This window comes from Kitasatospora sp. NPDC029367, assembly GCF_055569135.1.
This window is the reverse complement of record NZ_JBVHYH010000007.1, coordinates 24,511-51,106: the sequence shown is the minus strand read 5'-3', so window position 1 is coordinate 51,106 and position 26,596 is coordinate 24,511. Positions and strand designations below refer to the sequence as shown.

Here is a 26,596-nt window from a genome sequence, read left to right as displayed (position 1 = left end):
ACGTTCGGGTTTGCCGTGCACCGTGTTCCGGTATGCAGGGGGTTGGGCCCCCGCCGGGAACCTCCGTGCGACGGCCCCCGTTCAACTGTCAGTCACGAGGGGGTGGGTGCATGTCCGGAGAGCTGGGCACTGCGGAGATCCACGCTGGTCAGGCCGAGGGTACGGCCGTCACCGGGGACCGGATCCCGCTCCAGCGGGCCACGTCCCTCACGAGGCCCGGAGCCGGAGCGCCCGGCCCCGGAGCGCCCGGCGCCGGAGCCGACACCGCGGCACCGCCCGGCTCCGGGCTGGACACCCGGACGCTCTCCCGCTCGCTCTTCCTGCGGCTGGCCGCGCTGGAGCCCGGCAGCGCGGAGCACACCTACGTCCGCGACACCCTGATCGAGCTCAACCTGCCGCTGGTCCGGTACGCCTCGGCGCGCTTCCGCAGCCGCAACGAGCCGATGGAGGACATCGTCCAGGTCGGCACCATCGGCCTGATCAAGGCGATCGACCGCTTCGACCCGGAACGCGGGGTGGAGTTCCCCACCTTCGCGATGCCCACCGTGGTCGGCGAGATCAAGCGCTTCTTCCGGGACACCAGTTGGTCGGTCCGGGTGCCGCGACGGCTCCAGGAGCTGCGGCTGGCGCTCACCAAGGCCGGGGACGAACTGTCCCAGCGGCTGGACCGCTCCCCCACCGTCGCCGAACTGGCCGCCTGCCTCGGGGTCAGCGAGGAGGACGTGGTCGAGGGCCTCGCGGTGGGCAACGCCTACACCGCCTCCTCCTTGGACTCCAGCCCCGGCGAGGAGGACAGCGAGGGGCCGCTGGCCGAGCGGCTCGGCTACGAGGACCTCGCGCTGGAGGGCGTGGAGTACCGGGAATCGCTCAAGCCGCTGCTGGCCAAGCTGCCGCCGCGCGAGCGCCGGATCATCATGCTGCGGTTCTTCGGCAACCTCACCCAGTCGCAGATCGGCGAGGAGATCGGGATCTCCCAGATGCACGTCTCCCGACTGCTCACCCGCACCCTGACCCAGCTCCGCGCCGGGCTGATCAACGAGGGCTGACCGCCACCACGGCCGGCGGCGGGATCAACTCCCGTCGCCGTCCAGCAGGTTGGCGCGCAGCCCGGCCAGCACCCGGCCGTCCAGTCCGAGCCCCTCGCGCCAGAACGCGGCGAAGTCGCCCCAACCGGACTCGACCTCCGCGAAGGCCGCGTCCAGGTAGTCGCGCTCGGCCCGGAAGACCGGCAGCAGGAGCTCCGGCTCGTGCATCAGGCCGCGACCTGCGAAGTCCGCCAGCACCAGCTCGACCACGGCCGCGACCCGCTCGTTGGTGAGCAGGTAGTCGGCGAGCACGGTCTCGCGGTCCACGCCCAGCGCGGTCAGCAGCAGCGCCGCCGCCCAGCCGGTGCGGTCCTTGCCCGCCGAGCAGTGGAACAGCAGCGGCACGCCGTCCGGGGCGGCCAGCAGCCGCAGCAGGGCGGCGAAGGTCTCACGGGCCTCCCGGTCGGTGACGAACCAGCGGTAGAGACCGGTCATCATCGCGGCCGCCCGGCCTTCGCCGAGCAGGGCGCGCTGCCCGTCCGGGCTGCGCTCCGCCAGGGCGCCGCGCAGCGTCGCGTGGATGTCGAAGTCCGTTGCCAGCAAGGGGAGATGGTGTGCCGTCACGCCGCCCGGCAGGACGTCCCGGCCGGCCTCGCGGACCTCGTCGGCGCTGCGCAGGTCGACCACCGCGCGCAGGCCGAGCGCGCCCAGCGGGTCGAGGTCCTCGGCCGTGACGCGGTTCAGGCCATCGCTGCGCAGGACCACGCCGGCCCGCAGCACCCCGCCGTCGGCCGTCCGGTACCCACCCAGATCGCGGGCGTTGACCGCGCCCCGCAGCCCGAGACTGCGGCCGACCGGGATGGTCCCGGCGGGCTCCGGGAGCGCATTCCGTGCGTGCCCGATTCGCTCGGACGCGATCTGACGATCGGCCACCCGCGGCCTCCATTGCATATTCGGACTGTCACATGGCACAGCGGTGCCCGATATTGCATGAACCTGCCCATTGGAGCAGCAGGATGTGCGAGAGTGTCATGCGCAACGACGACAGTGTAGGTGCCCCACGGAGCCGTGCGAGGCGCACAGTCGGTAACCAGCTGTAGCAGTCGGCTTCCGGTTTTTCATTTTCAATTCATTATTTGCGCGAGCGGTCCGGTTACGGTCACAATCAGCGCCTCCATGGCTTCACCATGAACGTTGGTAACAGGTTCGCTGCACTGTCGCCCAATTGGTCCCCCGGACTGCCGACCCTCGACCAGGATGGGCGCCGGGCAGCCTGCTGCCCGCGAACAGCTACACGGGCAGGCGAGCGCCGAAGCAGCGCGGCGCCTGACCCAAGGGGAGGATCAGACATGGGTCGAGCGACCCGAAGAGTCGCCGCTTGCGCAGCGGCAGTTCTGCTGGCCAGCGGCCTGCAGACGACCCTGGCCCACGGCGACACCACGCCACCCAGGATCGACCTCACCATCCTGGTCATCGACGACGGCGGCCCGTCGGTCGCGGCGATCACCGCCGAGCTCAAGAGCCAGGGGACGCCCTACAAGGTCGTCAGCCTCAATGACACCAACCGCCCCGTCATCAACGCCGCTTTCCTGAGCGACACGGTGAACGGGCTGCCCCGGGGCAAGTACCAGGGCATCGTGCTGCCCAACGAAAACCCCTTCCCGAACAGCGCCGCCGAGATGGCCGCGATCGCCACCTACGAAGCGGCTTTCAACGTCCGGCAGATCGACGCCTACACCTGGGCCAGCCCGGCCGTCGGCCTGAACTACGCCCAGAATCCGGGATTCGTCGGGACCCTCGACGGAATCCAGGGCGCCACCACCACGGCCGGAACTTCGGGCCCGTTCGGGTACCTCAAGGGCAGCGTGCCGTTCGAGGACAACGACCCGAAGGTCGGCGAGAGCTACGGCTACCTGGCGACCCCGCTCGCCAACCTGCCGTCCGGCGCCTCCTTCGTCCCGCTGGTCGACGCGGCGATACCCGACTCGACCAGCCGCGGCTCGCTGGTCGGTGAGTACACCCACGACGGCCGCAAGGAACTGGTCGTCACCTTCGTCTACAACCAGTACCAGCAGCAGTACCGGCTGCTGGCCCGCGGCATGGTCGACTGGATCACCCAGGGCGTCCACCTCGGCTACGACCGCAACTACTTCGCCACCCACGTCGACGACGTGTTCCTGGCCGACGACCGCTGGGACACCGCGCTCAAGTGCACCCCCGGCGACGTCACCTGCCCGCCCGGCACCCCGGACACCGCCAACCCGATCCGGATGACCCCCGCCGACGCGCAGTACCTCAAGCAGTGGCAGACCGCCAACAACTTCACCCTGGACATGGTGTTCAACGGCGGCGGCAGCGAGGACTGGAAGTCCGACCACCAGACCACGGTGGACCCGACCGCCACCCAGATGATCACCGACCAGAACAGCTACCGCTGGGTCAACCACACCTACACCCACCCCTACCTGGGCTGTGTGCAGGACGTCTCGGTGGTCCCGTGGAAGTGCACCAAGGACGCGTCCGGCAACACCGTCTGGACCGACCGGAACACCATCTCCACCCAGATCAAGCAGAACTTCGACTGGGCCACCGCCAACGGCCTCAAGGTCGACCCGCAGGTGCTCGTCACCGGTGAGCACTCCGGTCTGCTCACCGCCCCGCAGGAGACCAGCGACAACCCGAACCTGGCGCCGGCGCTGGCCGCCAACGGCATCAGGTTCACCGGCAGCGACGCCTCCCGCGAGCCCGCCCAGCGGGCCGTCGGCTCGTCCACGCTGACCGTGCCGCGGTACCCGATGAACGTCTTCTACAACGCCGGTTCGGCGAAGGAGGAGGCCGACGAGTACAACTGGATCTACACCAGCAAGGCCAACGGCGGCAGCGGCGTCTGCGAGAACAACGCCAACTCCACCTGCCTGCCCGCGCCGCTGGACACCACCACCGGCTACCAGTCGTACATCGTGCCGCTGGAGGCCCGGATCGACCTCGGCCACGTGCTGAGCAACGACCCGCGCCCGCACTTCGTGCACCAGTCGAACCTCTCCGAGGACCGCATCCTGTACCCGGTGCTGGAGAAGATCCTCGGCAGCTACCGCTCGCTGTTCGCCGACAACGCCCCGATCGTGAACCTCGGCGAGCGCGAGATCGGCCAGGAGTTCCAGAAGCGCGCGGCCTGGAACACGGCGGTCGCCGCCGGCCAGGTCACCGCCTACAGGATCGGCAACACCGTCACGGTGAACGCGCCCGCCGGTGTTCAGGTCCAGGCCACCATGCCGACCGGAACTGCTCAGAAGATGGCCATCGGTACGGCCGCCTTCGGTTCGTCCTACGCCGGTACGCTCTCTGGCTGGGTGTCCCCGGGCGCCCTGCAGAGCGGCATCACCCTGCAGCTGCCGTCCGGCAGCGCGCCGGCCGCCCCGGCCGCCGTCGCCCCGAGCGTGGCCGCCAAGTCCGTCCCGGCACCGGCGCCGGCGGACAAGAAGGTCGTGCCGCAGGGCGTCGCCACGCCCGTCCCGGCCGGCCCGGGTGATGTCACCCGCAAGCCCGCCCAGTCCCTCGTCCCCGGCAGCGGCACCCCGGTGCCCGGCAAGGACGTCGTCCAGGGCGCGAAGACCCAGGGCAACGGTGCCCCGGCCGGCAACGGCCAGAACGGCTCCGGCAAGGCCTCTGGGGGGACGGCCTCGCACGGCAGCACCACCACCACCGGACGCTCCGGCAACCGGTAATCCGTAGCATCCCGTCGCGGGGTCGGGCCGGTCGCCCGGCCCGGCCCCGCCACGGCTCCCGCTCCGGCCACCCAGGCCGGACAACCGACGCAAGAACAGGAGGGGGGACAGGAGATGCGCGTCACCCTGCTCACCGAGGGGACGTACCCGCACCAGCACGGCGGCGTGAGCGTCTGGTGCGACCAGCTCGTCCAGGGCATGCCGGACGTCGACTTCGACGTCATCGCCGTCACCGGAACCGGCCAGGAACCGCTGGCCTGGGAGCTGCCCGCCAACGTACGGTCGGTCACCACCGCACCCCTGTGGGGTCCGGCCTCCGAGGCCCGGGCGCCGCGCGGCAAGGAGATGCGCCGCTTCCTCAACGCGTACGAGCGCTTCCTGCACTCCATCCTCGACCCGGTCTACACCACCCACTTCGGCACCGAGCTGTACGGCTTCGCCGACCTCGCCCGGCGCGGGCTGCTCAGCCCGGCGCTGCGCAGCGAGCGCGCCCTGCGCACCCTCCAGCACGTGTGGACCCGCGACTACCTGCCCACCGCGGTCTCCCGGCCCACCCTGCACGACGCGCTGAACGCCACCGACCTCCTGGAGCACGCGCTGCGGCCGCTCTCGGTCGACCCGCCCACCGACGGCGTCGCCCACGCGGCCAGCGGCGGACTCGCCACCCTGCCCGGGCTGATCGCCGCCCAGCAGTACGGCGTACCGTTCCTGCTCACCGAGCACGGCATCTACCTGCGCGAGCGCTACCTCGGCTACCGCACCGGCCCGTACCGCTGGCCGGTCAAGGCCCTGCTGCTCGGCTTCTACCGGATGCTCGCCGAGGAGAGCTACCGGCAGGCCGCGCTGGTCACCCCCGGCAACCGGTACAACCGGCGCTGGGAGGAGCGCGGCGGCACCCCGTCCCACCACATCCGCACCGTCTACAACGGCGTGGACCCGGCCGCCTTCCCGCCCGCCGGGCCGGAACCCGAGACGCCGACCCTCAGCTGGGCCGGCCGGGTCGACCCGATCAAGGACCTGGAGACGCTGATCCGGGCCTTCGCCATCGTCCACCAGGAGATCCCCGAGGCGCGGCTGCGGCTCTTCGGAGGCACCCCCAAGGGCGGCGAGGCGTACCGGGACGGCTGCATAGCCCTGGCCGCCGAGCTCGGCATCGCCGACTCGGTGGCCTTCGAGGGCCGCGTCGCCGACATCACCGACGCGTACGCGGCGGGCAACGTGGTGATGCTCTCCAGCATCAGCGAGGGCTTCCCGTTCACCCTGATCGAGGCCATGTCCTGCGGCCGCGCGACCGTCTCCACCGACGTCGGCGGCGTGCGCGAGGCGGTGGGCGACACCGGACTGGTCGTCCCGCCGCGCGAGCCCGAGCCGATGGCGGCCGCCGCGATCGAGCTGCTGCGCGACCCCGCGCGGCGCGCCCGGCTCGGCGAGGGCGCCCGGCTGCGGGTCATCGAGCAGTTCACGCTCCGCCAGAACATCGACGGGTTCCGGGGCATCTACACCGAACTCCTGGGCACCTCCCGCTGGATGCCCGGCGGCATGGTCGCCGTCACCGACGCCGCCCCCAGCCCGGACTGGGACCAGCAGCTGGCCGCCGCCCGTCCCGAGCCCAGCGAGGTAACGGCGTGAACGAGCGAACCATCAGCGGGTACGCCCCCAGCGAGGTGGGCGCATGAGTGGTCCGATTCGTCTGGTCCCCGACGAGGGCGGCGCCGAGCGGACGATGCAGCTGCGCACCCTGCCGTTGAAGCGCCGCCGCCCCGCCCCGTCGGCCGAGCCCGACCCCGCCGAGCAGCTCGACCTTTCCGAGGACCCGCTGGACGAACTGGCCGAACGCCTGCGCGACGTCTGCGCCGACGCCGTCCACCCGTACGAGATCGCGGCCTTCCTGGAGTCCGACGGCCTCTCCGACGAGCAGGCCGCGCTGCTGTACGGCCGCCCCGACGCGTTCACCGTCGCCGAGGAGCTGTTCGAGAAGGTCGAGCGCCGCTACCCCGGCCCGAGCTCCGAGTTCGCCAACCCCTGGCGGGCCGACCCCTGGCGCTGCGTGGTGCGCGGCCTGGTGTTCGCCCTGCCCGGGCTCGGCTACCTGCTCGGCGCCAACCTGTTCGCGACCACCCGGATGCGCTTCGGCCTGCCCTCGGGCATGCTCGCGCTGTCCATCGCCACGCTGGTCAGCTGGGGCTTCAACCAGGCCCTGGCGCACCGCGCGTACCGCTGGCTGAGCCGGCTGCGCCGCCGGGACGCCGCGGTCTGCCTGGCCGTCGGCGCACCGGTCGGCGCGCTGCTGGCCGCCGCCTCCGCGTACGTGGTCGGCGGTCCGCTGGGCGCCCTGTGGTTCGCCGCGGGCCAGTCCTGCTACCTGGCGGCCGCCACCGCGCTGCTGGTGCTCGGGCGGGAGAAGTTCCTGCTGCTGGCGCTCGCCCCGGCCTCGGTCGGCGCGGGCGTGGTGCTGGCCGTCGACGTGCCGGAGCTGGTCCGGACGGTGGTGCTGCTCGCCTCGGTGGTGCTCGCGGTCGGCCTGGCCGTCCGGGAGCTGCTGGTCGCGGCCCGCGGCGGCGAACGGGACGGCGTGGAGCTGAGGCTGCCGATCCGCCAGGAGGTCCCGCACCTGCTGTTCGGCCTGGCCTGCGGCGCGCTGACGCTGATCGCCGGGCTGGGCGAGACCATCCACCAGGCCGTACGGGCCGCCGGCCCCGCGGTGCACGCCGCGGCCCAGGGCGCGCACGCCGTGCACGAGGTGCGGACCACCCCGACCGGCCCGGCCATGATCGCCCTGACGCTCAGCCTGGGCCTCGCCGAGTGGCTGCTGTTCCGCTACCGGGCGATGGCCGTGGCCGCGCTGCGCACCAGCCACACCACCGGGCAGTTCACCCGCCGCACCGGCGGGATCCTGCTCGGCTGCCTGTTCATCTACCTCACCACCGTGGCCGCGCTGGACGCCGCCGCGACCGTGCTGTGGCCGGGCGCCCCGTCGCTCGGCGTGCCGCAGCTCGGCGCGATGCTGCTCCTGGGCGGCTCGCTCTGGCTGGCGCTGCTGCTGAACGCCTTCGGGTTCAGCTGGAGCACCGCCCTCATCTGTCTGGCCGCCGCGACCGCCGAGAGCGTCGGGCTGCTGACCGGTGCGGACCCGATCGTCCTGCAGCTGATCGGCTGCGGGGCGGCCGCCCTCGTCCTCACCGCCACCGCCGGGCCCGCGCTCGGCCGCACCACCCAACACCGCTGATAGTCCGCCTCCTCCGAGGCACCACCGGCCGGCCGTGCTCAGACGTCCGGCAGCCCCCGAAAACGAGAAAGCGAAAACGCATGAGCAGCGTCGCGGTTACCGGAGCCGAAGGCTTCATCGGCTCCCACCTCGTCGAGACCCTGGTCGCCGACGGGCACCACGTCCGCGCGATGGTCCAGTACAACTCCTTCTCCTCCTTCGGCTGGCTGGAGACCCTGACGCCGGAGGTGCTGGACTCGGTCGAGATCGTCCTCGGCGACGTCCGGGACCCGGGCTCGGTCAACGGCCTGGTCAAGGGCACCGAGGCGGTCTACCACCTGGCCGCCCTGATCGCGATCCCGTACTCCTACCGCGCCCCCCACTCCTACGTGGACACCAACGTCACCGGCACCCTGAACGTCCTGGAGGCCGTGCGCCACCAGGAGATCCCGCGCCTGGTGCACACCTCCACCAGCGAGACCTACGGCACCGCGCAGACCGTGCCGATCACCGAGGACCACCCGATCAACACCCAGTCCCCGTACGCCGCCTCCAAGGCCGGCGGGGACCGGCTGGCCGACAGCTACCACGCCAGCTTCGAGACCCCGGTCGTCACCCTGCGCCCGTTCAACACCTTCGGCCCGCGCCAGTCGATGCGCGCCGTCATCCCGACCGTGATCGCCCAGGTCGCGGCCGGCCAGACCGAGATCACCCTGGGCGACCTGCGCCCGACCCGCGACTTCACGTTCGTCAAGGACACCGCCAACGCCTTCCGCACGGTGGGCACCGCGGCCGCCGAGACCGTGGTCGGCCGGACCTTCAACGCCGGCACCGGCGGCGAGATCTCGGTCGGCGACCTGGTCACCCTGGTCGGCAAGCTGATGGGCGTGGACCTGGTGGTGAAGGAGGACGAGCAGCGCATCCGTCCGACCAACTCCGAGGTCATGCGCCTGGTCGCGGACGCCACCCGGCTGCGCACGGCCACCGGCTGGGCGCCGCGGTTCACGCTGGAGCAGGGCCTGGAGCAGACCATCGAGTTCTTCCGCGACCCGGCCAACCTGGCCCGCTACAAGACCGACATCTACAACGTCTGACCGCCGAAACGATCTTGCTCGTCCTGGTAACCGAGGTTCGTGTCCTACACACCTTTTCCGTGGGGGAAACACCATGCACGCAGTGATCCTGGCCGGCGGTAAGGGCGTTCGCCTCCGCCCGTACACCACCGCGCTTCCCAAGCCGCTCGTCCCGATCGGCGACCAGCACGCGATCCTGGAGATCGTGATGCGCCAGCTCGCCGCCGCGGGCTTCAAGACCGTCACCCTGGCCATCGGCCACCTCGGCCACATCATCCGCGCCTACGTCGGCAACGGCGCCCAGTGGGGCCTGCGGGTCGGCTACGCCGTCGAGGACAGCCCGCTCGGCACCATGGGCCCGCTGCTCACCATGCAGGACCGCCTGCCCGAGCACTTCCTGGTGATGAACGGCGACATCCTCACCGACCTGGACTTCGCCGGGGTGCTCAAGCACCACGAGACGTCCGGCGCCCCGCTGACCATCGCCACCTACGCCCGCCAGGTGAAGATCGACTTCGGTGTGCTGACCACCGACTCCGGCACCATCACCGGCTTCCAGGAGAAGCCCAGCATCGACTACCGGGTCTCGATGGGCGTGTACGGCGTCTCCCGCTCGGCGCTCGCCAAGTACACCCCGGGCCTGCCGCTGGGCTTCGACGAGCTGGTGCTCGACCTGCTGGCCGCCGACACCCCGCCGGCCGCGTACGACTTCGGCGGCTACTGGCTGGACATCGGCCGCCCGGACGACTACGACCGGGCGAACGCCGAGTTCTCCACGATCCGCCCGGTCCTGATGCCCTTCGAGTCGGACGGCACCGTGCCGGGCGTCGCGGAACTGCCGCTCCCGGCCGCCCGCACCGCCCCGGAGGACACGGCCGAGCAGCCCGCCGCCGCGGGCGCCGAGAGCGACGGACGGGCCGCGTGAGAATCCTGCTGCTCGGCGGCGACGGCTTCCTGGGCCGTCACGCCACCGCCGTCCTGCGGTCACTGCCCGGGGCCACCGTGCTGACCGCGGGCCGGCGGCCCGCCCACGACCTCCGGCTGGACCTGGGCACCGCCCAGGCCGGCCCGCTCGGCGAGGAACTGGCCGCGCTGGCCCCCGACGTGGTGGTCAACTTCGCCGGCGCGGTGGCCGGCAGCGCGGTCAAGCTCGCCGAGGTGAACGCCCGCGGACCGGCGGTGCTCTGCGAGGCGCTCGCCCTGGGCGCCCCGAAGGCCCGTCTGGTGCACGTCGGTTCGGCCGGCGAGTACGGCGTCTGCGCGGAGGGCGAGTCGCTCTCCGAGCAGGCCGACGCCCGTCCGGTCGGCGTGTACGGCGCGACCAAGCTGGCCGGCTCCCTCGCGGTGGCCGGCTCACCGCTGGACGCGGTGGTGCTGCGGGTGTTCAACCCGGTCGGCCCGGGCGCCCCGGCGGGCTCGCTGCCCGGCCGGCTGGCGGCCGAACTGCGCCGGGCGGCGCCCGAGGGCGCCGACGCCGTGGTCACGGTCGGGGACCTCTCCGCCTACCGGGACTTCGTGGACGCCCGGGACATCGCCCGGGCGGTCGGCCTGGCCGTCACCGCCGAGGGCCCGCTCCCCCGGGTGCTCAACCTCGCCTCCGGCCGGGCCCAGCGGGTCCGGGCGATCGCCGAGGGCCTGGTCGCGGCGTCCGGCTTCACCGGCCGGATCGACGAGAGCGGGGCGGGCTCCGAGCGCTCGGCCGCGGTCTCCTGGCAGCAGGCCGACGTCTCGGCCGCCGCCCGGGAGCTCGGCTGGCACCCGGAGACCGGGCTCGCCGACACCCTGCGCGACCTCTGGCTCAGCACCGCCGAGCCGACGCCGACCCCGGTGGTCGCATGACCGCCGGGACCACCCCCGACGGCCGCCTGCTGGTGCCGCTGTACGTCCACCCCGCGGTGGACCCGGCGGCCTGGCAGGCGGTCGCCGCCGCCGACCCCGCCCGGATCGCCGCCGTGGTGCTCAACCTCGCGGACGGTCCCGGCGAGGTTCCGGACCACGTCTTCGCCGATGCCGCCGAGGAACTCCGCGCCGCCGGACTGCCGTTGGTCGGCTACGCCGACACCGACTACGGCCGCCGGCCCCACGCCGCCGTGGTCGCCGACATCCTGACGTACCGTCAGCGCCACGGCATCACCGGCGTGTACTTCGACCAAGTCGCCACCCACCCGGGCGCGCTGGCGCACTACCGCCGCCTCGCCACGGCGGCCCGGGCGGCCGGCTGCGGCACCGTGGTGTTCGGCCACGGCGAGCACCCGGACCCGGCGTACGCCGAGGTCGGCCTGGCCGACCTGCTGGTCACCTTCGAGGGCGACTGGGACGCGTACCGCGCCATGACCCTGCCGCTGTGGACCGGCCGCCACGCGGCCTCCCGCTTCTGCCACCTGGTCTACGACGTCCCCGCCGAGTCCGCCCGCGACGCCTCCGCACTGATCGCCGCCCGGCGAGCCGGCGTCGGCTGCGCCGTACCGGGCGCCGGGGAGAACCCCTGGCGCACCCTGCCGCACGGCCTGACCGCCGCTGAACTGACCTGACCCGATCCGGAGTTCGACTACCGTGAACCGCCGTAACCGGCTGCTGCCCGCCGCCATAGCCTTCGCCACCGTCACCGCCCTGCTGGTCAGTTCGTGCAGCAGCTCGGGCTCGGAGGACGACAACGACTCGGCCGACGGCACCCAGAGCGCCTCGCCCACGGCCACCGCACCGAGCACCCCCAGCACCGCAGCGCCCAGCACCGCCGGCACGCCCAGCGCCCCCGGCACCACCTCGGCCCCGGGCACCCCCGGCGGCACCACCGCCCCGGGCACCACCCCGCCCGGCACCACCACCCCGCCGCCGGCCGGCGCCCGCTGGCAGCCCACCCCGGGCCTGACCTGGCAGTGGCAGCTCGGCGGCGGCCCCGTGGACCAGTCGGTGGACGTGCCGGTCTACGACATCGACGGCTTCGAGAACGACGCCTCGGTGGTCGCCGCGCTGCACGCCAAGGGCCGCAAGGTGATCTGCTACATCAACGCCGGCTCCTGGGAGGACTTCCGCCCCGACTCCGCCGCCTTCGCCAAGGCCCTGCAGGGCTCGGACACCGGCTGGAAGGGCGAGAAGTGGTTCGACATCCGCAAGCTCGACCAGCTGCGGCCGCTGATGGCGGCCCGCTTCGACATGTGCAGGAGCAAGGGCTTCGACGCCGTCGAGCCGGACACCATCGAGGCCTACAACCAGAACAGCGGCTTCCCGCTGACCCCGGACGACCAGATCAAGTACAACCGGATGCTGGCCCAGCTCGCCCACGAACGCGGTCTCGCCATCGGCCTCAAGAACGACCTGGACCAGATCCCCGCCCTGCTGCCGGACTTCGACTTCGCGGTCAACGAGGAGTGCTCGCAGTTCGACGAGTGCGACCGGGTCGCGCCCTTCGTGAAAGCGGGCAAGGCGGTCTTCCACGTCGAGTACAAGCTCGACACGGACCAGTTCTGCGCCAGGACCAAGGCCCTGGGATTCAGTTCGATGCAGAAGAAGCTCGACCTCAACGCCTGGCGCAAGCCCTGCTGAGGCCGGTGCTCCCCGCCGCGCGGGTGACCCTCACCGGGGTCACCCGCGCGAGGGTCACTTGACCGCCAGCCAGACGACGGCGCCCAGGACGACCAGGGCGACGACGGCGATCAGCGCGATCACGCCGGTGCGACTGCCGCCGGTCTTGCTGCTGCCGTAGGTGGAGACGGAGCCCGGTGCCTGACGCGCCGGGCTCTCGTCGACGAACGCCCGGAACATCTGGGTGCTACCGGCGGGGTCGTAGTCGTTGTCAGCCATGGCACGGACTCTAACGAATCCGCCCACCTCAGGCACACCCCGGACCCCTCCCCGGGCGGACCCGCCACCCGCGCGTGCGACGACGGTCCGACCGGATCGTGAAATCCGTGTGACGGACGGAACAACCCACCGCACGGGCCTGGTTGACTGCGGACATGACCGGAAACCAGAGCCGGGTCCGCCTCGGCACCTCCGACCTGTCCGTCCACCCGCTCTGCCTCGGCGGCAACGTCTTCGGCTGGACGGCCGACGAGCGGCAGTCCTTCGCCGTACTGGACGCCTACGCGGCCGCCGGTGGCAACTTCGTCGACACCGCCGACGTCTACTCCGCCTGGGCCCCCGGCAACGCCGGCGGCGAGTCCGAGACGGTGATCGGCGACTGGCTCCGCAGCCGGGGCAACCGCGACGACATCGTGATCGCCACCAAGGTCGGCAGCCACCCCAAGGCGACCGGCCTGGCCGCGGCCACCATCAAGTCCTCCGTCGAGGGCTCGCTGCGCCGCCTGGGCGTCGACCACATCGACCTCTACTACACCCACCGGGACGACGACACCCCGGTCGAGGAGTTCGTGACGGCACTGGACGAGCTGGTCCGCGCGGGCAAGGTCCGGGCGGTCGCCGCCTCCAACATCTCCGCCGAGCGGCTCGCCGAGGCGCTGTCCTTCGCCGAGCGCGAGGGCCTGGCCAAGTACGTCGCGGTCCAGCCCCAGTACAACCTGGTGTCCCGGGGCACCTTCGAGGGCCCGCTGGCCGAGGTGGTCGCCGAGCACGGCCTCGCCACCGTGCCCTACTACGCGCTCGCCTCCGGCTTCCTCACCGGCAAGTACCGCCCGGGCGGCCCGGGCGTCGACAGCGCCCGCGCCGAGGGCGCCGCCCGCTACCTCGCCGAGCCGCGCGGCCCCAAGGTCCTGGCGGCCCTCGACGCGGTCGCCGCCGAGCACGGCGTCGAGCCCGCCACCGTCGCCCTCGCCTGGCTCGCCGCCCGCCCCACCGTCGCCGCCCCCATCGCCAGCGCCCGCACCGTCGACCAGCTCCCCCCGCTCCTCGCCGCCGGCGCCCTCACCCTCACCCCCGCCCAGACCGCCCTCCTCACCACCGCCTCGGCCTGAGCACGCACCGGCCCCCGACAGCGGCGTGCTGTCGGGGGCCGGTGGGCTTCCCGGCTACGGCCGCCCGAAGTGGGTCGGGTAGTAGCCCGAGTCGAGCGTGGATATCCGGACGGTCCTGCCGGGCCGGGGGGCCTCGACGAACTTGCCGCCGCCCAGGTAGATCCCCACGTGGTGGATCCCCGAGGCCCGGCCGCTGTCCGACCAGAACACCAGGTCACCGCGGCGCAGTTGGCCCGCGCTGATCGGCGTGGTCGCCGCGTACTGGTCGTCGGCCACCCGGGGAAGGCCTATCCCGCTGCGCCGGTAGGCCTGCTGGACCAGCCCGGAGCAGTCGTAGCCGGACGGGCCGTTGCCGCCCCAGACGTACGGCTTGCCCAGCTGGGCGAGCGCGTAGTCGACGGCCGCCTCGGTGTTCCCGGAGGTCGGGGTGGTGTCCGGGGACGGTCGGCTGCCCGACCCGCCGGAGCCCTGCTCCGAGCCGCCGCCGGACTGACCGGTGCGACTGACGTAGACGTCGTAGTGGCTGGTCCAACGCCACTCACCGCTGCCGTTCTTGAACCAGTACCTCGACCCGTCCCAGCCCTGACGCAGGCCCCAGGAGGAGGCCGAGCCGTTCGAGCCGGCCTTCGCACCGGAGGAACCGGAGGAGGCGGAGGAACCGGACGAGCCGGACTTGCCGGTGCGACTGGCGTAGACGTCGTAGTGGCTGGTCCAACGCCACTCACCGCTGCCGTTCTTGAACCAGTACCTCGACCCGTCCCAGCCCTGCTTGCCGGCCGCCGCGTGCGCGGAGCCCGCACCGGCCGTCAGGCCGACCACGCCGGCACCCGCCAGCACGGTGGTGGCCAGGCAGGTGCCTCGCACGGCCCGGTTTATTCGGCTGCCACCGCCGACCGCGGCGGCCCGGGCGGTGCGCGGCCGGGCGGCGCAGTTCGGGCAGCCGCAGCCCGTGATCGCGGGGATGCTGCCCAGGCGCTCCTCGAAGCCGATCAGACCGGTATCGGCGTCGGGGCCGATACCGGTATCGGTGCCGGGGTCGGCGTACGCGCCGGTGGCTATCCTCATGCGGGTCGTCCTTCCTTCCGCCCGGCCCGGGCGGCCGGGGGCGGTACCGAGGCGGCCACTCCGGCCGGGGCGACGAAGGCGACCAGCAGCTGTTCCATCAGCGCGCTGCGGGCGGCCTCGTCCAGTTCGTGCGCGGTCGCGCGCTCCAGGCGCCGGACGGCCAGCGCCGCCGCCTCCACCGCGTCGTCGACCAGGACGGTCCGCAGGCCCGCGTCCAGGTCGGCCAGCCGGCGGCGGCGCATCGACTCGGCCACCTCGGGCGCGTAGTCCAGCGCCAGCGGCTGCACCGAGTAGACCTCCAGGCCCGCCGGAGCGGCCTCGGCGGCCAGCGCCCGGGTCATCTCGTCGGCGAACCACTGCCCGTCGCGCAGCGCCGGGCCGGGCGCCGCGTTGCTGTCGCACGGCAGGGTGGAGGCGGTGCGGGTGAGCACCGCCTGGACCTGCTCGCGCAGGTAGCTCTCGTGGTCCTCGATCGCCAGCAGCGCCCGCGCGGTGTCCTTGACCCGCCAGACGATCAGCAGCCGGACCACGATCGGGGTGCCGGTGCGGTCGACGGCCTTGACCGGCTCGCTGCGCCAGTGCCGCAGCCGCACGTCGACCCGGCGGCGGCGCAGCAACGGGTTGACCCAGACCAGCCCGGTCCTGCGCACCGTGCCCCGGTAGCGGCCCCAGCGGCTCAGCACCCGGGTCTCGCCGCCCGCGTTGGCCAGCAGGCCGGCCAGCGCGAACACCACCAGCAGCCCGGCCGCGCTGACCGCGGCGATGGCCTGGGCGTCGATCTCGGCCCGGCCGCTCGCCCGCACGGCGGGGCTGCGCAGTTCGGGCAGCACGTCCCAGCGCGGGACGACGCCGGTGCGCAGCAGCGCGTAGCCCACCGCGGCCAGGCCGAGCAGCACCACCAGCAGGGCGACCCAGCCGGGCAGGACGGCGGCGGTGTACTCGCGCAGCGCCTGGTCCGCCCTCGGGGGGCGGCGCGAGGTGGCGGCGGCGGGTGCACCGGCCGGGCCGGGCTCGGGGAGTTCGACGGTCTCCGGGGCGGCGGTCTCCAGCGGGTCCCGCTGGTCGGCGGGACCGGCCGGCGACGGGGCGGGGACGACGGCCATCGGGGCCGTGGCCGGACCGCCGTCGCCCGGACCGACCGGGCCGACCAGGCCGACCGGCTTGGCGGCCTTGACGGTCGAAACCCTGGGCAGCGGGCTGGCGCCGGAGGCGGAACGTTCCGGCAGGGCCGGGGGGAACGACTTGGACAGGTGGTCGGGTCGCTGCGAAGAATCGCGGGTGACGTCCATGCACGGATCCTCTGGGTCTGGTGTGTCGCGCAACGGGCGGCCCGGATCTGACGGGCAGTGCCAGAGTCAGGCTAAGTTCATACGTCATCAAATGCGACATTTGAGCCGAGGTGTGTCGACATTTACTGACTAATCGTCCAAAGCTGACCTGACGCGCAGGCACATGGTCGGTTGATCGGGACGGTTCGGCGCAGGTCAGCGCCGTCGGGCACCGGATCCACGGGCGAACACCCGACGGGTGATCAGCCCGATTCCGGCGAGCACCAGCAGCACCCCGGCGAGCAGACCGTGCCAGCGGGCCTCCCGTGGCTGGGCAGCCGCCGCCTGGGCCGGCGGCGCCGGCAACGGCCGGGCAGCGGCCCCGCTCGCCCTGCTTCCTCCCTGGTCAGCGGCCGACAGCGGCTCGGCGGCGACCGGTCCGCCGCCGGGCGACGCGGCCGCCACGGCTCTCGTCGAGCCGACGCCCGGGGCCGGCGGAGCACTCCCGGTCGGCGGGGCGGGGACGGCGGAGACAGCGGAGGCAGCGGGAACGAACGGAACCGACGGACGGGCCGAGGCGCTGGAGCCGGCCGAGGCCGCCGCAGGAACCGCGGGAACGGACGTCGCCGACGGCACCACCGGTGGCACGACGATCGGCAGCAGCCCCACCGGAACCGGCCGGAGCGCCGGCACCCCGGTCGGACTCGGCGACCCGACGGCCGACGGCACCACCGCCGACGGCGACGGCGAAGCCGAAGCCGACGGGCTCGCACTCACGCTCGCACTGGCACTCGCGCTCGCCCCCGACGGAGCCGCCACTGACGGACTGACCGCCGAAGGACTCACCACCGTGGGACTGACCGCCGGAGAGCTGACGGCCGGAGAGCTGGCCGCCGAAGGACTCACCACCCCCGCAGCCGCCACCCGCACCCGCACCGGATCCGCCGAAGTCCCGTTCCCCGCCCGGTCGGTGACCGTGACGGTCAGCCACTGCTCCCCGTCCGCCAGGTCCCGGTTGGCGGTGCAGCTCCAGCTCCCGTCCAGCGCCGCCGTGGCCCCGCAGAGCACCGTACGGTCGCCGCCCGCCGTCGGGGCCGCCGCGACCTGTACGCTCGCCCCCGCTTCGGCCCGTCCGGCGAGCTTGGGCCGGCCGACCCGCAGGACCTCCCCGGGAGCGGGCGCGGTGAGCACCGGCTTGTCCGGCGGCACGGTGTCCACGACCAGCGCGACCGACTGTCCGGCCGTCCGGTTCCCGGCCGCGTCGACGGCGACGGGGACGAGCTGGTGGCCGCCGTCGGCCAGGTTCTCGACCGGCAGGCAGGACCACCCGCCGTCCGCGCGGACCGCGCTGCTGCACAGTTCGGCGGAGGCTGAGGCGGAGGAGGGTGCGGAGGCGGCCCGGTCGGTGACCGAGACGGTGCTGCCGGCCTCGCCGGTGCCGGTGAGCTGCAGCCCCGGGTCGTTGGTGTAGGCGGGAAGGGTGAGCACCGGCGCGGTCGGCGGGGTGGTCTTCACGGTGACCTTGGCGGGCTCGCCGCGCAGCACCACGCCGCCGCTGGTGGTCTCCACCGGGGTCAGGGAGTGCGGCCCGGCCGCGAGCGCCTTGCCGGGGCGGCAGGACCAGTCGCCGTTGCGTTCGACCTTGGCCCGGCAGAGCACGGTGTCGCCGTCCCGGATCTCCATCGAGGCGCCGGCGACGGCGCCCTCCCCGCTGATCCTGGGGCGGGCGTCGGCCAGCACGGTGCCGTCGACCGGCTCGGCGACCTCGGGCCGGGCGGCGCCGACGGTCAGCTTGATCCGCTGGTCGGTGACCTGTCCGGAGTCGGCGAAGCCGCCGGAGGGCACGAGTTGGCTGGTGTCCCGGCCGATCCGCAGCCGGGCCCAGGTGTCGCCGGAGGCTGCGCCGGCCGGCACGGTCCACTCCAGCGTGGCGGTGTCGGCACCGGCCGGGATCTCGGTCTGCACCCGGTCGGCGGGGTCGAACCGGCCACTGTGGTCGAAGTCGATCCAGCCGGCCAGGGTGGCAGGCTGGTCGCCCACCGCGACCGGGACGGTGACCCGGTAGTACCGGCCGATGGCGGCCTGGTCGGGGAAGCCGAGCGAGGGGTCGGCGCCCTGGTACTCGCCGCGGCCGGGCTGGAGCTTGGGGGGCGGCGGGCTGCCGGAAGGGCCGGTGGGCAGGCTCGCGAAGGGGTTGCCGCGCCGGACCGCGTCGTGGTCGAGCTCGACCAGCGGCCGGTCGGCCGGGGCGATGGCGGGGCGGCTGCGGTCGCGGTGGCCGGGGGTGGTGGCGTCGGCGCCCAGGAAGAGGTCGGAGACCACGTGCGAGGCGTTGCCGTAGGCCTGCGGCGCGGTGCCGAACTCCTCGTCCACGGTGACGGTGTAGGCCTGCCGCAGGACGGGCGGCGCGGTGGTGCTGCCGGCCCGGGGGGTGGAGCGCTGCTCGATCCGGAAGACCGCGGTGCGGACCGTCCCGGTGAGTTCCAGGGTGCCCTCGGCGGCGGAGCCCGCGGCGGCGTCGGTGGAGCCGTCGGTGCCCGCGGGCGCCAGGGAGTTGCCGCCGACCGTCCAGCCGGGCCAGTCGGTGCGCCCGACCAGGCCGGGGGCGGCGGGGGATCCGCCGGTGAGGGTCAGCCGGGCCGCGGTGCTGGTGGTGCCGGAACTCCCGGTGGCGACGGCGGCGAGTCCGCTGAGGTGCAGCCTGGGATTGCGGACCGGCCGGGAGAAACCCAGCCGGAGGGTTCCGACGGTGCGCCAGGAACCGTCCGGCTGCGGACGGTCGGGGGTGAGGAGGAAGGTCTGGGCGGGGTCTCCGGCGTGCATTCCGTCCGCGTACCGGCCGGGACTCCCCCCTCCGGGACGATCGGCCAATCGGCCCGCTTCGGCGGTGACCGCCGTTCCGGTCTCGGCCGTGAGGTCGAACTGGACGGAGAGCCCGGAGGGCAGCACCGCCCGGTGTTCGGCCGACCAGGAATCCGGGGTCTGTCGGGCCACCGAGAGCGGGGCGTTCCAACCGGTCAGCGCCCCGACCGTGAGAACGGCCAGGGCGGCAGCTGTGCGGGGAAACCGTCGGCTCATCCGGCTCTCCTTCACGGTCGGCTGCCGGGGCGGCGGGCAGTCTGGGCACAAGATCTGACAAACGGAACCACGATCCTGGGCCGGCCATACTCCGACACATGTGCTTCTGTCCGCATCCCACCCGATTGGCGGCCATTCGGGCGGCAGGACGGGATGTACCCGAAACGACCGCATTTGATCCACTGGGCGGTGCCGGCTCCCGCCAAGACGCACCCTGGCTCAACCGGACCGCCCTGGGGTGCCCGGCGTCACGCACCGCCGGGAGCCGTGCCCGGAAAACGGAGAAGCCCCCGGCCGGTGGCCGGGGGCTTCTCGCTGGTGCGCTCAGCAGGATTCGAACCTGCAACCTCTTGATCCGTAGTCAAGTGCTCTATCCGTTGAGCTATGAGCGCAAGGAACGGGCGAACCCGATCTTGCGGAGTGTGGTGCGCTCAGCAGGATTCGAACCTGCAACCTCTTGATCCGTAGTCAAGTGCTCTATCCGTTGAGCTATGAGCGCTCGCCCTGGTGAACCATGCCCCCGGGGCGTTGCGTGGACAACATTACATGACCTGCGACGCAGGACGAAATCGATTGATCCGACCCGGGCCGGCCGCCTGCGGCCCCCGTCCCGGCAGCCCGCGGACCCCGTCCCGGCCGGGCGGCCGACGGGCCCCGGACATGCGAAGAGCCCCGCCGACATGATCGTCGACGGGGCTCCCCGGCTGGCGGAGGCTGAGGGATTTGAACCCTCGATCAGGAATAACCCCGAAACCGCATTAGCAGTGCGGCGCCATAGACCGGACTAGGCGAAGCCTCCCCACATGGATCACACCCGCGCGAGCGGGCCCGTTCCGTGTGTCAGTGATGATGCCACAACCGTGGGGCTCGGCACCAACCACCGCCCACGTTACTAGGCGGGTCGCTCCCGCCGCAAAGAAGAATGAGATACTGCCGACTCCGGAGGAGCTGCCCTGAGCCGAGGAGACCTGTCGACGTGAGCAGCAGGCCGATCCGAGGCGCTGCTCGCCTCGACGCCATACTCGACGCCCTGCCCGAAGCGCTGTTGCTGGTGAACAGCAACGGCACCGTGGTGGACGCCAACAGCGCGGCGGTCCAGGCGCTACAGGCGCCCGGCACCTCGCTGGTCGGCATGGGCGTGCTCGGCCTGCTACCCGAGTTCGACCCCAGCCGGATCCCGGGCTCGATGCGCCCGGCCACCCGCGAGGCCGACGCCCTGGACCGTCCGGTCCGGATGACCGCCCACCGCACCGACGGGACGACCTTCCCGGTCGAGGTCTCCGGCAACGACTTCGCCGCCGACGGCGGCGACGGCTACGGGCGCTCCCCCTACGAGCCCTACCGCGAGGGCTCCCGCGCCTCCTCGTCCTCCGACCTGCTCCTGCTGCTGGTCCGGGACCTCTCCGGGCGGCTCGGCGTCGAGACCGAGCTGCGCCGCCAGCACAAGCAGACCGAGATGATCCTGCGGGCCGCCGCCGAGGGCGTGCTCGGCGTGGACCTCGAAGGCCGCTGCGTCCTGGTCAACCCGGCCGCCGCGCACATCCTGGAGTACCGGGCGAGCGAGCTGGGCGGGCGCGAGCTGCACCCGCTGATCCAGCACTCCCGGGCCGACGGCACCCCGCTGGCGCTGGAGGAGTCCGCGCTGCTGGACACCCTGACCTCCGGGCGCAAGCACCGGGTGCGCGGCACCGTGCTGTGGCGCAAGGACGGCCGCCCCGTCACCGTCGACCTCACCACCGCCCCGGTCCGGGACGGCGACGAGCTGGTCGGCGCGGTGATGACCTTCACCGACCGCAGCCGCGAACTCGCCCTGGTCGCCCGTAACGAGCACCTCACCGCCGTCCTGGAGAGCGAGCTCGGCGGCGCGCTGAGCGCGCTGAACCAGCGACTGGACCGCCTCGCCGCCGACCCGGCCGGGCAGCTCTGGCCCGAGGCCAACTGGACCCTGCGACGGCTCGCCGACGAGTGCCGCCGGTTCGGCAAGCTGATCGACGGCGTGCTGGAGCACCAGCGCTCCGAGGCCGGCGAGGGCGCACCGCCCGAGGGCCGGGACGGCAAGGGCGGGCGCGGGGCCGCGAAGCGGGTCCCGGTCGGCCTGGACCAGGTGGTCCGCCGGGCCGTCGAGGAGGCCGGCGAGCTGGTCGGCCCCGGCCGGGTGCGCTTCTCGGTGCACGCCGCCGCGGTCGAGGTGATCGCCGACGAGCGTCGGCTCGCCCAGGCGCTGGCCCACCTGGTCGCCGACGTCAGCGGTACCGGCCTCTCGCTGGACCCGCCCACCGCCCCCTCCCCCGGTCTGGCCGTCCCCGGACTGACCGCGCCCGGGCTGGGCGGCCCGCCCACCCCGCCGGCGCCCGCCGAACCGCCGACCGTCGTCCTGGCCGCCGCCCAGCGCGGCGAGGTCGCCCGGGTCGAGATCCGCGGCCCCGGTGTCGGCGGCAGCCCCGTCCACCTGCCGATAGCCCGCGCGGTGGTCGAGCGCCACGGTGGCGTGCTCCAGCCGCACGAGCTGCCCGGCAAGGCCGGGACCACCTACGTGGTCGAGCTGCCGCTGGACCCGGCCGCCGCGAAGGCCGCCGCCGAACGCGCCTCCGCCGAGGGCCGCTCGGACCGGCCCAAGGAGGGCGACAGCGCCGTCCTGCCCGAGCTGCCGGGCATTCCGCAACTGCCCACCAGCGGCGTCGACGCCGCCGAGTCCACCGGGCCCACCCCGGCCGCCGGCACCCCGACCGGCTCCGGCCGCCCCGGCGACGCGCCGGGCACCCACGAGGCCGCCGAACCGGAGCAGGCACCCGCCGAGGAGGCCCCGGCCGAGCGCCGCGGCCGCCGCGGCCGGCCCGCCGCCGAAGCCGGGGCCCCCGAGGGCTCCGCCCCGGCCGCTCCCGCCGACCAGTGGCCGAACGCCCCCGCCCGGGTCGAGCGGGCCGTCCCCGAGCAGTGGAACGGCACCGGCAACGACCCCGCCTACGGCCGCCCCGGCCCGGCCGCCCCGGAGGCGGCGCAGAGCGACCCCTGGGGCAAGGACGACGGCCGCTCCGGCCCCGCCTACGCCGTACCCGTGGAGGGCGCGCGCCCCGCCCAGGGCCGGCCCGCCGGCCGTGGGCCGCTGGCGCTCGGCCCGGCGCCCGCCGACGCCGCCGCCGCTCCCACCTCCGCCTCCGCCTCCGCCTCCGTCGAACCGCAGCCGAACGGCGCCGCCACCGAGGACGGCGTCGAGGCCAAGCCGCGCAGACGCCGCGCCCTGCCCTCCCCGGAGGACTCCTCGGGCGGCTTCGCGCTCCCCGGCGTGGGCGACACCCCGGTCTACCCCGGCCTGGAACACGCCCTGCCCACCGGCCCGGCACCCGCCCCGGCCGAGCCCGCCGTCGCACCGACCGGCCGCCGCCGCCGGCTCTCCGTACCGCCCGGGCCCGGAGCGGACGCCCCGGCCGGAGCACCCGCTCCGCAGACCGGCGGCGCGCTGGAGCCGGCCCGGCCCGCGCTGTCCGCCGCCGAGGAGCCGGACGGGCCGCGCCCGGTCGGCAGCGGACTGGCCGAACTGGCGCCGCCGCGACCGGCCGCCGCCCCGGTGCCCGCCGCCCCGCAACCGCCCGGGCCGGCCGCGCCGCGCGCGCTGGCCGAACTGCCCGCCGCCCGGAGCGACCGCCCGGACGCCGAGCAGCCGCAGGCCGCCTCCGGTGAACTGGCCAACACCCGCCGGCTGCTGGTCTGGCCCGAGCCCGACCCGGCCACCGGCCAGGCGCTCCAGGCCCGCGGCTACCTGCCGGTGATCGTCCGCTCCCGCGAGGAGGTGGACGCCCAGGCGAACGCCTTCCCGGCGGCGCTCTTCGTCGACCCGCTGACCGGCCCGATCACCCGCACCGCGCTGCAGTCGCTGCGCACCGCGGCGCTCAACAGCCGGGTCCCGGTGCTGGTGACCGCGGGCCTCGGCCAGGCCACCCGGGACGCCGCCTACGGCGCCGACCCCGCCGTGCTGCTGCGCGCCCTGGCCCCGCGCGACGGCGAGCACCACGCCCCGCGGGTGCTGCTGGTCGAGGGCGATCCGGACATCGCCGCCGCCATGATCAGCAGCCTGGAGCGGCGCGGCATGCACGTCGAGCACGCGGTGGACGAGAACGACGCCGTCGCCCGGGCCAGCAGCGTGCAGCCCAACCTGGTGGTGATGGACCTGTTCCAGATCCGCCGCCGCCGGATCGGACTGCTGGACTGGCTGCGCGCCAACGACCGGCTGCACCGCACCCCGCTCGTGGTCTACACCTCGGTGGACCTCGACCCGCGCGAGCTGCCCCGGCTGCGCACCGGCGAGACGGTGCTCTTCCTCGCCGAGCGCTCCACCAGCGAGGACGTCCAGTCCCGGATCGTCGACCTGCTCGGGCGGATCGGCGCGATGGGCGAGGCGGGCGTCGCCGCCGCGGGCTGAGCCCGGACGCGCCGGAGGGCCGACCCCGTGCGGGGCCGGCCCTCCGGTGTACGTCCGCTACTCCTTGCCGAGCGTGGTGACGTCCAGTTCGTCGGCCGCGTAGCTGGCCCGGATCACCTTCTTGTCGAACTTGCCGACCGAGGTCTTCGGGACGGACTCGACGATCGCCCAGCGCTCCGGCAGCTGCCAGGAGGCGATCCGCTCGGCCAGGAAGGCCCGCAGCTCCTTGAGCCCGACGGCTGCGCCCGGGCGCAGCACCACGGTGGCCAGCGGGCGCTCGCCCCACTTCTCGTCCGGCACCGCGACCACGGCGGCCTCGGCCACCTCGGGGTGACCCATCAGGGCGTTCTCCAGCTCGACGGAGGAGATCCACTCGCCGCCCGACTTGATGACGTCCTTGGCCCGGTCGGTAAGGGTCAGGTAGCCGTCGGCGGTGATGGTGCCCACGTCGCCGGTGCGCAGCCAGCCGTCCTCGGAGAACTTGTCATCCGGGCGGACCGGGTCCTGCCCGGCGCCGCCGTAGTACGCGCCGGCGATCCACGGGCCGCGGACCTCCAGCTCGCCGGCCGAGACGCCGTCGTGCGGCATCCGCTCGCCGCCCGGGCCGATCAGCCGGGCCTCGACCGAGGCCGGGAAGAGGCCCTGGGTGATCCGGTACGGCCACTCCTCCTCGGGGGTGAGGCCGCCCGGCGGCTGGGCGAAGCAGCCGAGCGGGGAGGTCTCGGTCATGCCCCAGGCGTGCAGCACCCGGATGCCGTGGCGCTCGTCGTAGGCCTTCATCAGCGAGGGCGGGCAGGCGCTGCCGCCGATGACGACCATGCGCAGGCTGGAGGTGTCGTAGTCGCCCGCGTCCAGCTCGTCCAGCAGGCCGCTCCAGATGGTCGGGACGGCGGCGCTGACGGTGGGGCGGACGGCGGCGATCATCTCGGCCATCGGCTTGGGCTGGAGGAAGCGGTCCGGCATCAGCAGGTTGGCGCCGGACATGAAGGCGGCGTGCGGGATGCCCCAGGCGTTCACGTGGAACATCGGGACCACCGGCAGGGCGGTGTCGCGCGGGGTGAAGGCGAAGTTGTCGCCGGTGTTGACCTGCATGCAGTGCAGGTAGATCGACCGGTGGCTGTAGAGCACGCCCTTCGGGTCCCCGGTGGTGCCGGAGGTGTAGCAGAGCACGGCGGCCTGGCGCTCGTCGATGTCCCGCTGCCACGGGTAGTCGGTGGGCCGGTCGGCGATCAGCTCCTCGTAGTCGTGCACGCCGCCGGCGAAGCCGGCCAGCACCGAGCGGTCGCCGGGGCCGGCCACCACGATGTGCTTGAGCGTGGGCGCGAGCTGCGGCAGCACGGCGGCGAGCAGCGGCAGGACGCTGCCGTTGACGATGATCACGCGGTCGGCGGCGTGGTCGACGATGAAGGACAGCTGCTGGGCGGGCAGCCGCAGGTTCAGGGTGTGCAGCACGGCGCCCATCGACGGGACGGCGAGGTACGCCTCCAGGTGGACGTCGTTGTTCCACATCAGCGTCGCGACCCGGTCGTCGCCCGTCACCCCGAGCTCGTCGCGCAGCGCGTGTGCCAGCTGCGCGGCGCGCGCGCCCACCTCGGCGTAGGTCCGGACGACCGGACCGGTCGCGTCCCAGGTGGTGACGGTGGAACGGGCGTGGACCGTGGACCCGTGCTCCAGGATCCTGGCGACGGTGAGCGGTACGTCCTGCATCGTGCTGAACACGGGTCCTCCTCGACCTGGCGGCACTGGCGGTTCCACGGCACTTCCTACCGGGGGGTAATGCGCGTGGACGTGCCCGATTGTGCCGTTCCGTCCGGCCGCTGTCAGCATCCTGAACCCGTTGCACGGATCACTGAGGCGCCGCCTCCCCTCGCCGCCTCGCCTCGCCGTCTCGCCGCCGTTGGCCGCGGTGGGGTGGCGCGGTCAGCCGGCGGTCGGGCCGTCGACCTGGTCGCGGTCGACGGTGAGGGTCTCGCCGGCGTAGGTCTCCTGGACGTTGCCGTGGTACTGGTGGACGCGCTGGTGGGAGGCCCAGAGCTGCGGGTCGAGCGGGCCGGAGCCGGCGGTGTCGGCGTGGTCGTCCCAGCGGGCGTACCAGACGGCGTCGGGGAGCGGGGCGCTGCCGGCCCGGGCGGCGGCGGCCAGGTCGGCGACGCCGGAGTCGAGGCTGGAGTAGAAGCCGGAGCGGTAGCCCGCCGCGTGCAGGGCCCTGGTCCAGCCGAGGGCGAAGTCGACCACGGCCTGGCCGCAGCCGGCGTCGTGCATCGGGTAGGCCTCGATGTCCAGGTAGACCGGGGCGCCCTTGCCGAAGCCGAGCGCGCGCATCGCGCGCACGGCCTCGCCGGCCTCGTCCCCGCCCTGCTCGGCGGCCTTGGCCGGGTCGATCCGCCGGGGCTTGCGGCTCGGGTCGGCGCACGGCGCCTGGAGGCCGACGTGCACCGGCAGGAACCGCCAGCCGATCGCGCGCGCCTGGTGGATCCAGTCCGCGGTGAGCCGGGGCTGGGTGCAGCCGCGCTGGGAGCCGCTGACGTAGATGCCGACCGCCCCGTACGGGGAGGCGGCGCGCCAGGCCCGCAGTGCGTCGGTCGAGGGGGCGGTGCAGGCGTCGAAGGCGGTGCCGCTCCAGTGGTCGCGGAACCGGGGCGGCCCGATCCGGTCGGGGAGCCGGACGGCCCGGATGCGCGGGGCGGCGGCGGCCGGGACGGAGGCCTCGGCGCTCACACCCGTCCCGTCGGTGGCCAGCAGGAGCACGAGGGAGGCGGCGAGGAGGGCCGCTGGGCGGAGATAGCGCACCCGGCCTTGATACTGACGGACCATCGGATGAACGCGCCAA

General features: G+C 73.8%; 17 protein-coding genes, 3 tRNA genes and 1 pseudogene. 11 read left to right on the top strand and 10 right to left on the bottom strand.

From position 1 onward, the window contains the following. Nucleotides 1-110 precede the first annotated feature (110 nt). Nucleotides 111-1,046 carry an RNA polymerase sigma factor SigF gene (locus ACZ4W5_RS06410; protein WP_360227226.1) on the top strand — a complete coding sequence of 312 codons (936 nt, stop codon included), beginning with the start codon at nt 111-113 and terminating at the stop codon, nt 1,044-1,046. A 24-nt stretch (nt 1,047-1,070) separates the two neighbouring features. On the opposite strand, the gene ACZ4W5_RS06405 is transcribed toward ACZ4W5_RS06410, so the two are convergent. Then, entirely contained in the window at nt 1,071-1,958 is an 888-nt protein-coding gene (locus tag ACZ4W5_RS06405; protein ID WP_465653294.1) for a tyrosine-protein phosphatase, read from the bottom strand. 416 nt (nt 1,959-2,374) lie between these two features. Here ACZ4W5_RS06405 and ACZ4W5_RS06400 point away from each other — a divergent pair, with 416 nt between their 5' ends. The 8 genes and pseudogenes from ACZ4W5_RS06400 to ACZ4W5_RS06365 all read left to right on the top strand — a co-directional run bounded on the left by ACZ4W5_RS06400 (nt 2,375) and on the right by ACZ4W5_RS06365 (nt 12,571). After that, complete coding sequence (locus tag ACZ4W5_RS06400) at nt 2,375-4,750, top strand: hypothetical protein (RefSeq protein ID WP_465653293.1); 2,376 nt, start codon at nt 2,375-2,377, stop codon at nt 4,748-4,750. 114 nt (nt 4,751-4,864) lie between these two features. Then, nucleotides 4,865-6,379 (top strand): GT4 family glycosyltransferase PelF, encoded by a 1,515-nt coding sequence (gene pelF / locus ACZ4W5_RS06395; protein ID WP_465653292.1) that lies wholly within the window; start codon nt 4,865-4,867, stop codon nt 6,377-6,379. A gap of 43 nt (nt 6,380-6,422) precedes the next feature. After that, a complete protein-coding gene (locus ACZ4W5_RS06390; protein ID WP_465653291.1) occupies nt 6,423-7,976 on the top strand; it encodes a hypothetical protein in 1,554 nt (517 codons plus the stop codon). A gap of 80 nt (nt 7,977-8,056) precedes the next feature. Continuing rightward, the gene (locus ACZ4W5_RS06385) at nt 8,057-9,049 is read left to right on the top strand and encodes an SDR family NAD(P)-dependent oxidoreductase (RefSeq protein WP_360227241.1); all 993 of its coding nucleotides are present in this window, start codon (nt 8,057-8,059) and stop codon (nt 9,047-9,049) included. 73 nt (nt 9,050-9,122) lie between these two features. Beyond that, nucleotides 9,123-9,824 (top strand): annotated as a pseudogene (locus ACZ4W5_RS06380) (nucleotidyltransferase family protein); the annotation flags it as partial. Nucleotides 9,825-9,949: 125 nt separating this feature from the next. After that, a complete protein-coding gene (locus tag ACZ4W5_RS06375) occupies nt 9,950-10,867 on the top strand; it encodes an NAD-dependent epimerase/dehydratase family protein (protein ID WP_380396445.1) in 918 nt (305 codons plus the stop codon). Beyond that, complete coding sequence (locus tag ACZ4W5_RS06370) at nt 10,864-11,559, top strand: spherulation-specific family 4 protein (RefSeq protein ID WP_465653290.1); 696 nt, start codon at nt 10,864-10,866, stop codon at nt 11,557-11,559. The genes ACZ4W5_RS06375 and ACZ4W5_RS06370 overlap by 4 nt, the downstream gene beginning before the upstream one ends. A gap of 22 nt (nt 11,560-11,581) precedes the next feature. Then, nucleotides 11,582-12,571: an endo alpha-1,4 polygalactosaminidase gene (locus ACZ4W5_RS06365; protein ID WP_465653289.1), complete on the top strand. Its 990-nt coding sequence runs from the start codon at nt 11,582-11,584 to the stop codon at nt 12,569-12,571. A gap of 54 nt (nt 12,572-12,625) precedes the next feature. On the opposite strand, the gene ACZ4W5_RS06360 is transcribed toward ACZ4W5_RS06365, so the two are convergent. Continuing rightward, nucleotides 12,626-12,829 (bottom strand): hypothetical protein, encoded by a 204-nt coding sequence (locus ACZ4W5_RS06360; protein ID WP_360227253.1) that lies wholly within the window; start codon nt 12,827-12,829, stop codon nt 12,626-12,628. A 155-nt stretch (nt 12,830-12,984) separates the two neighbouring features. On the opposite strand from ACZ4W5_RS06360, the gene ACZ4W5_RS06355 reads away from it, so the two are divergent. Beyond that, entirely contained in the window at nt 12,985-13,938 is a 954-nt protein-coding gene (locus ACZ4W5_RS06355; RefSeq protein ID WP_360227256.1) for an aldo/keto reductase, read from the top strand. 54 nt (nt 13,939-13,992) lie between these two features. Here ACZ4W5_RS06355 and ACZ4W5_RS06350 read toward each other — a convergent pair whose 3' ends face one another. The 6 genes from ACZ4W5_RS06350 to ACZ4W5_RS06325 form a co-directional block, all read right to left on the bottom strand. Beyond that, nucleotides 13,993-15,003 carry a C40 family peptidase gene (locus ACZ4W5_RS06350; protein ID WP_465653288.1) on the bottom strand — a complete coding sequence of 337 codons (1,011 nt, stop codon included), beginning with the start codon at nt 15,001-15,003 and terminating at the stop codon, nt 13,993-13,995. Continuing rightward, nucleotides 15,000-16,292 carry an SPFH domain-containing protein gene (locus tag ACZ4W5_RS06345; RefSeq protein WP_465653286.1) on the bottom strand — a complete coding sequence of 431 codons (1,293 nt, stop codon included), beginning with the start codon at nt 16,290-16,292 and terminating at the stop codon, nt 15,000-15,002. Before ACZ4W5_RS06345 ends, ACZ4W5_RS06350 begins: the two co-directional genes overlap by 4 nt. Nucleotides 16,293-16,487: 195 nt before the next feature. Continuing rightward, nucleotides 16,488-19,349, bottom strand: coding sequence for an Ig-like domain-containing protein (locus ACZ4W5_RS06340; RefSeq protein ID WP_465653284.1), 2,862 nt, complete (start codon nt 19,347-19,349; stop codon nt 16,488-16,490). Between the two features lie 316 nt (nt 19,350-19,665). Continuing rightward, nucleotides 19,666-19,741: transfer RNA gene (locus ACZ4W5_RS06335), tRNA-Arg, on the bottom strand. 31 nt (nt 19,742-19,772) lie between these two features. Beyond that, nucleotides 19,773-19,848, bottom strand: a tRNA-Arg gene (locus ACZ4W5_RS06330). Nucleotides 19,849-20,054: 206 nt separating this feature from the next. Next, a tRNA-Ser gene (locus ACZ4W5_RS06325) sits at nt 20,055-20,148 on the bottom strand. Between the two features lie 177 nt (nt 20,149-20,325). On the opposite strand from ACZ4W5_RS06325, the gene ACZ4W5_RS06320 reads away from it, so the two are divergent. Further along, complete coding sequence (locus ACZ4W5_RS06320; protein WP_465653282.1) at nt 20,326-23,766, top strand: hybrid sensor histidine kinase/response regulator; 3,441 nt, start codon at nt 20,326-20,328, stop codon at nt 23,764-23,766. Nucleotides 23,767-23,823: 57 nt separating this feature from the next. Here the strand turns inward: ACZ4W5_RS06320 and ACZ4W5_RS06315 are convergent, their stop codons facing one another. Both ACZ4W5_RS06315 and ACZ4W5_RS06310 read right to left on the bottom strand, forming a co-directional pair. Then, nucleotides 23,824-25,485 carry a long-chain fatty acid--CoA ligase gene (locus ACZ4W5_RS06315; protein WP_465653280.1) on the bottom strand — a complete coding sequence of 554 codons (1,662 nt, stop codon included), beginning with the start codon at nt 25,483-25,485 and terminating at the stop codon, nt 23,824-23,826. Nucleotides 25,486-25,686: 201 nt separating this feature from the next. Beyond that, nucleotides 25,687-26,556 (bottom strand): DUF1906 domain-containing protein, encoded by an 870-nt coding sequence (locus tag ACZ4W5_RS06310; RefSeq protein ID WP_465653278.1) that lies wholly within the window; start codon nt 26,554-26,556, stop codon nt 25,687-25,689. Nucleotides 26,557-26,596 lie beyond the last annotated feature (40 nt).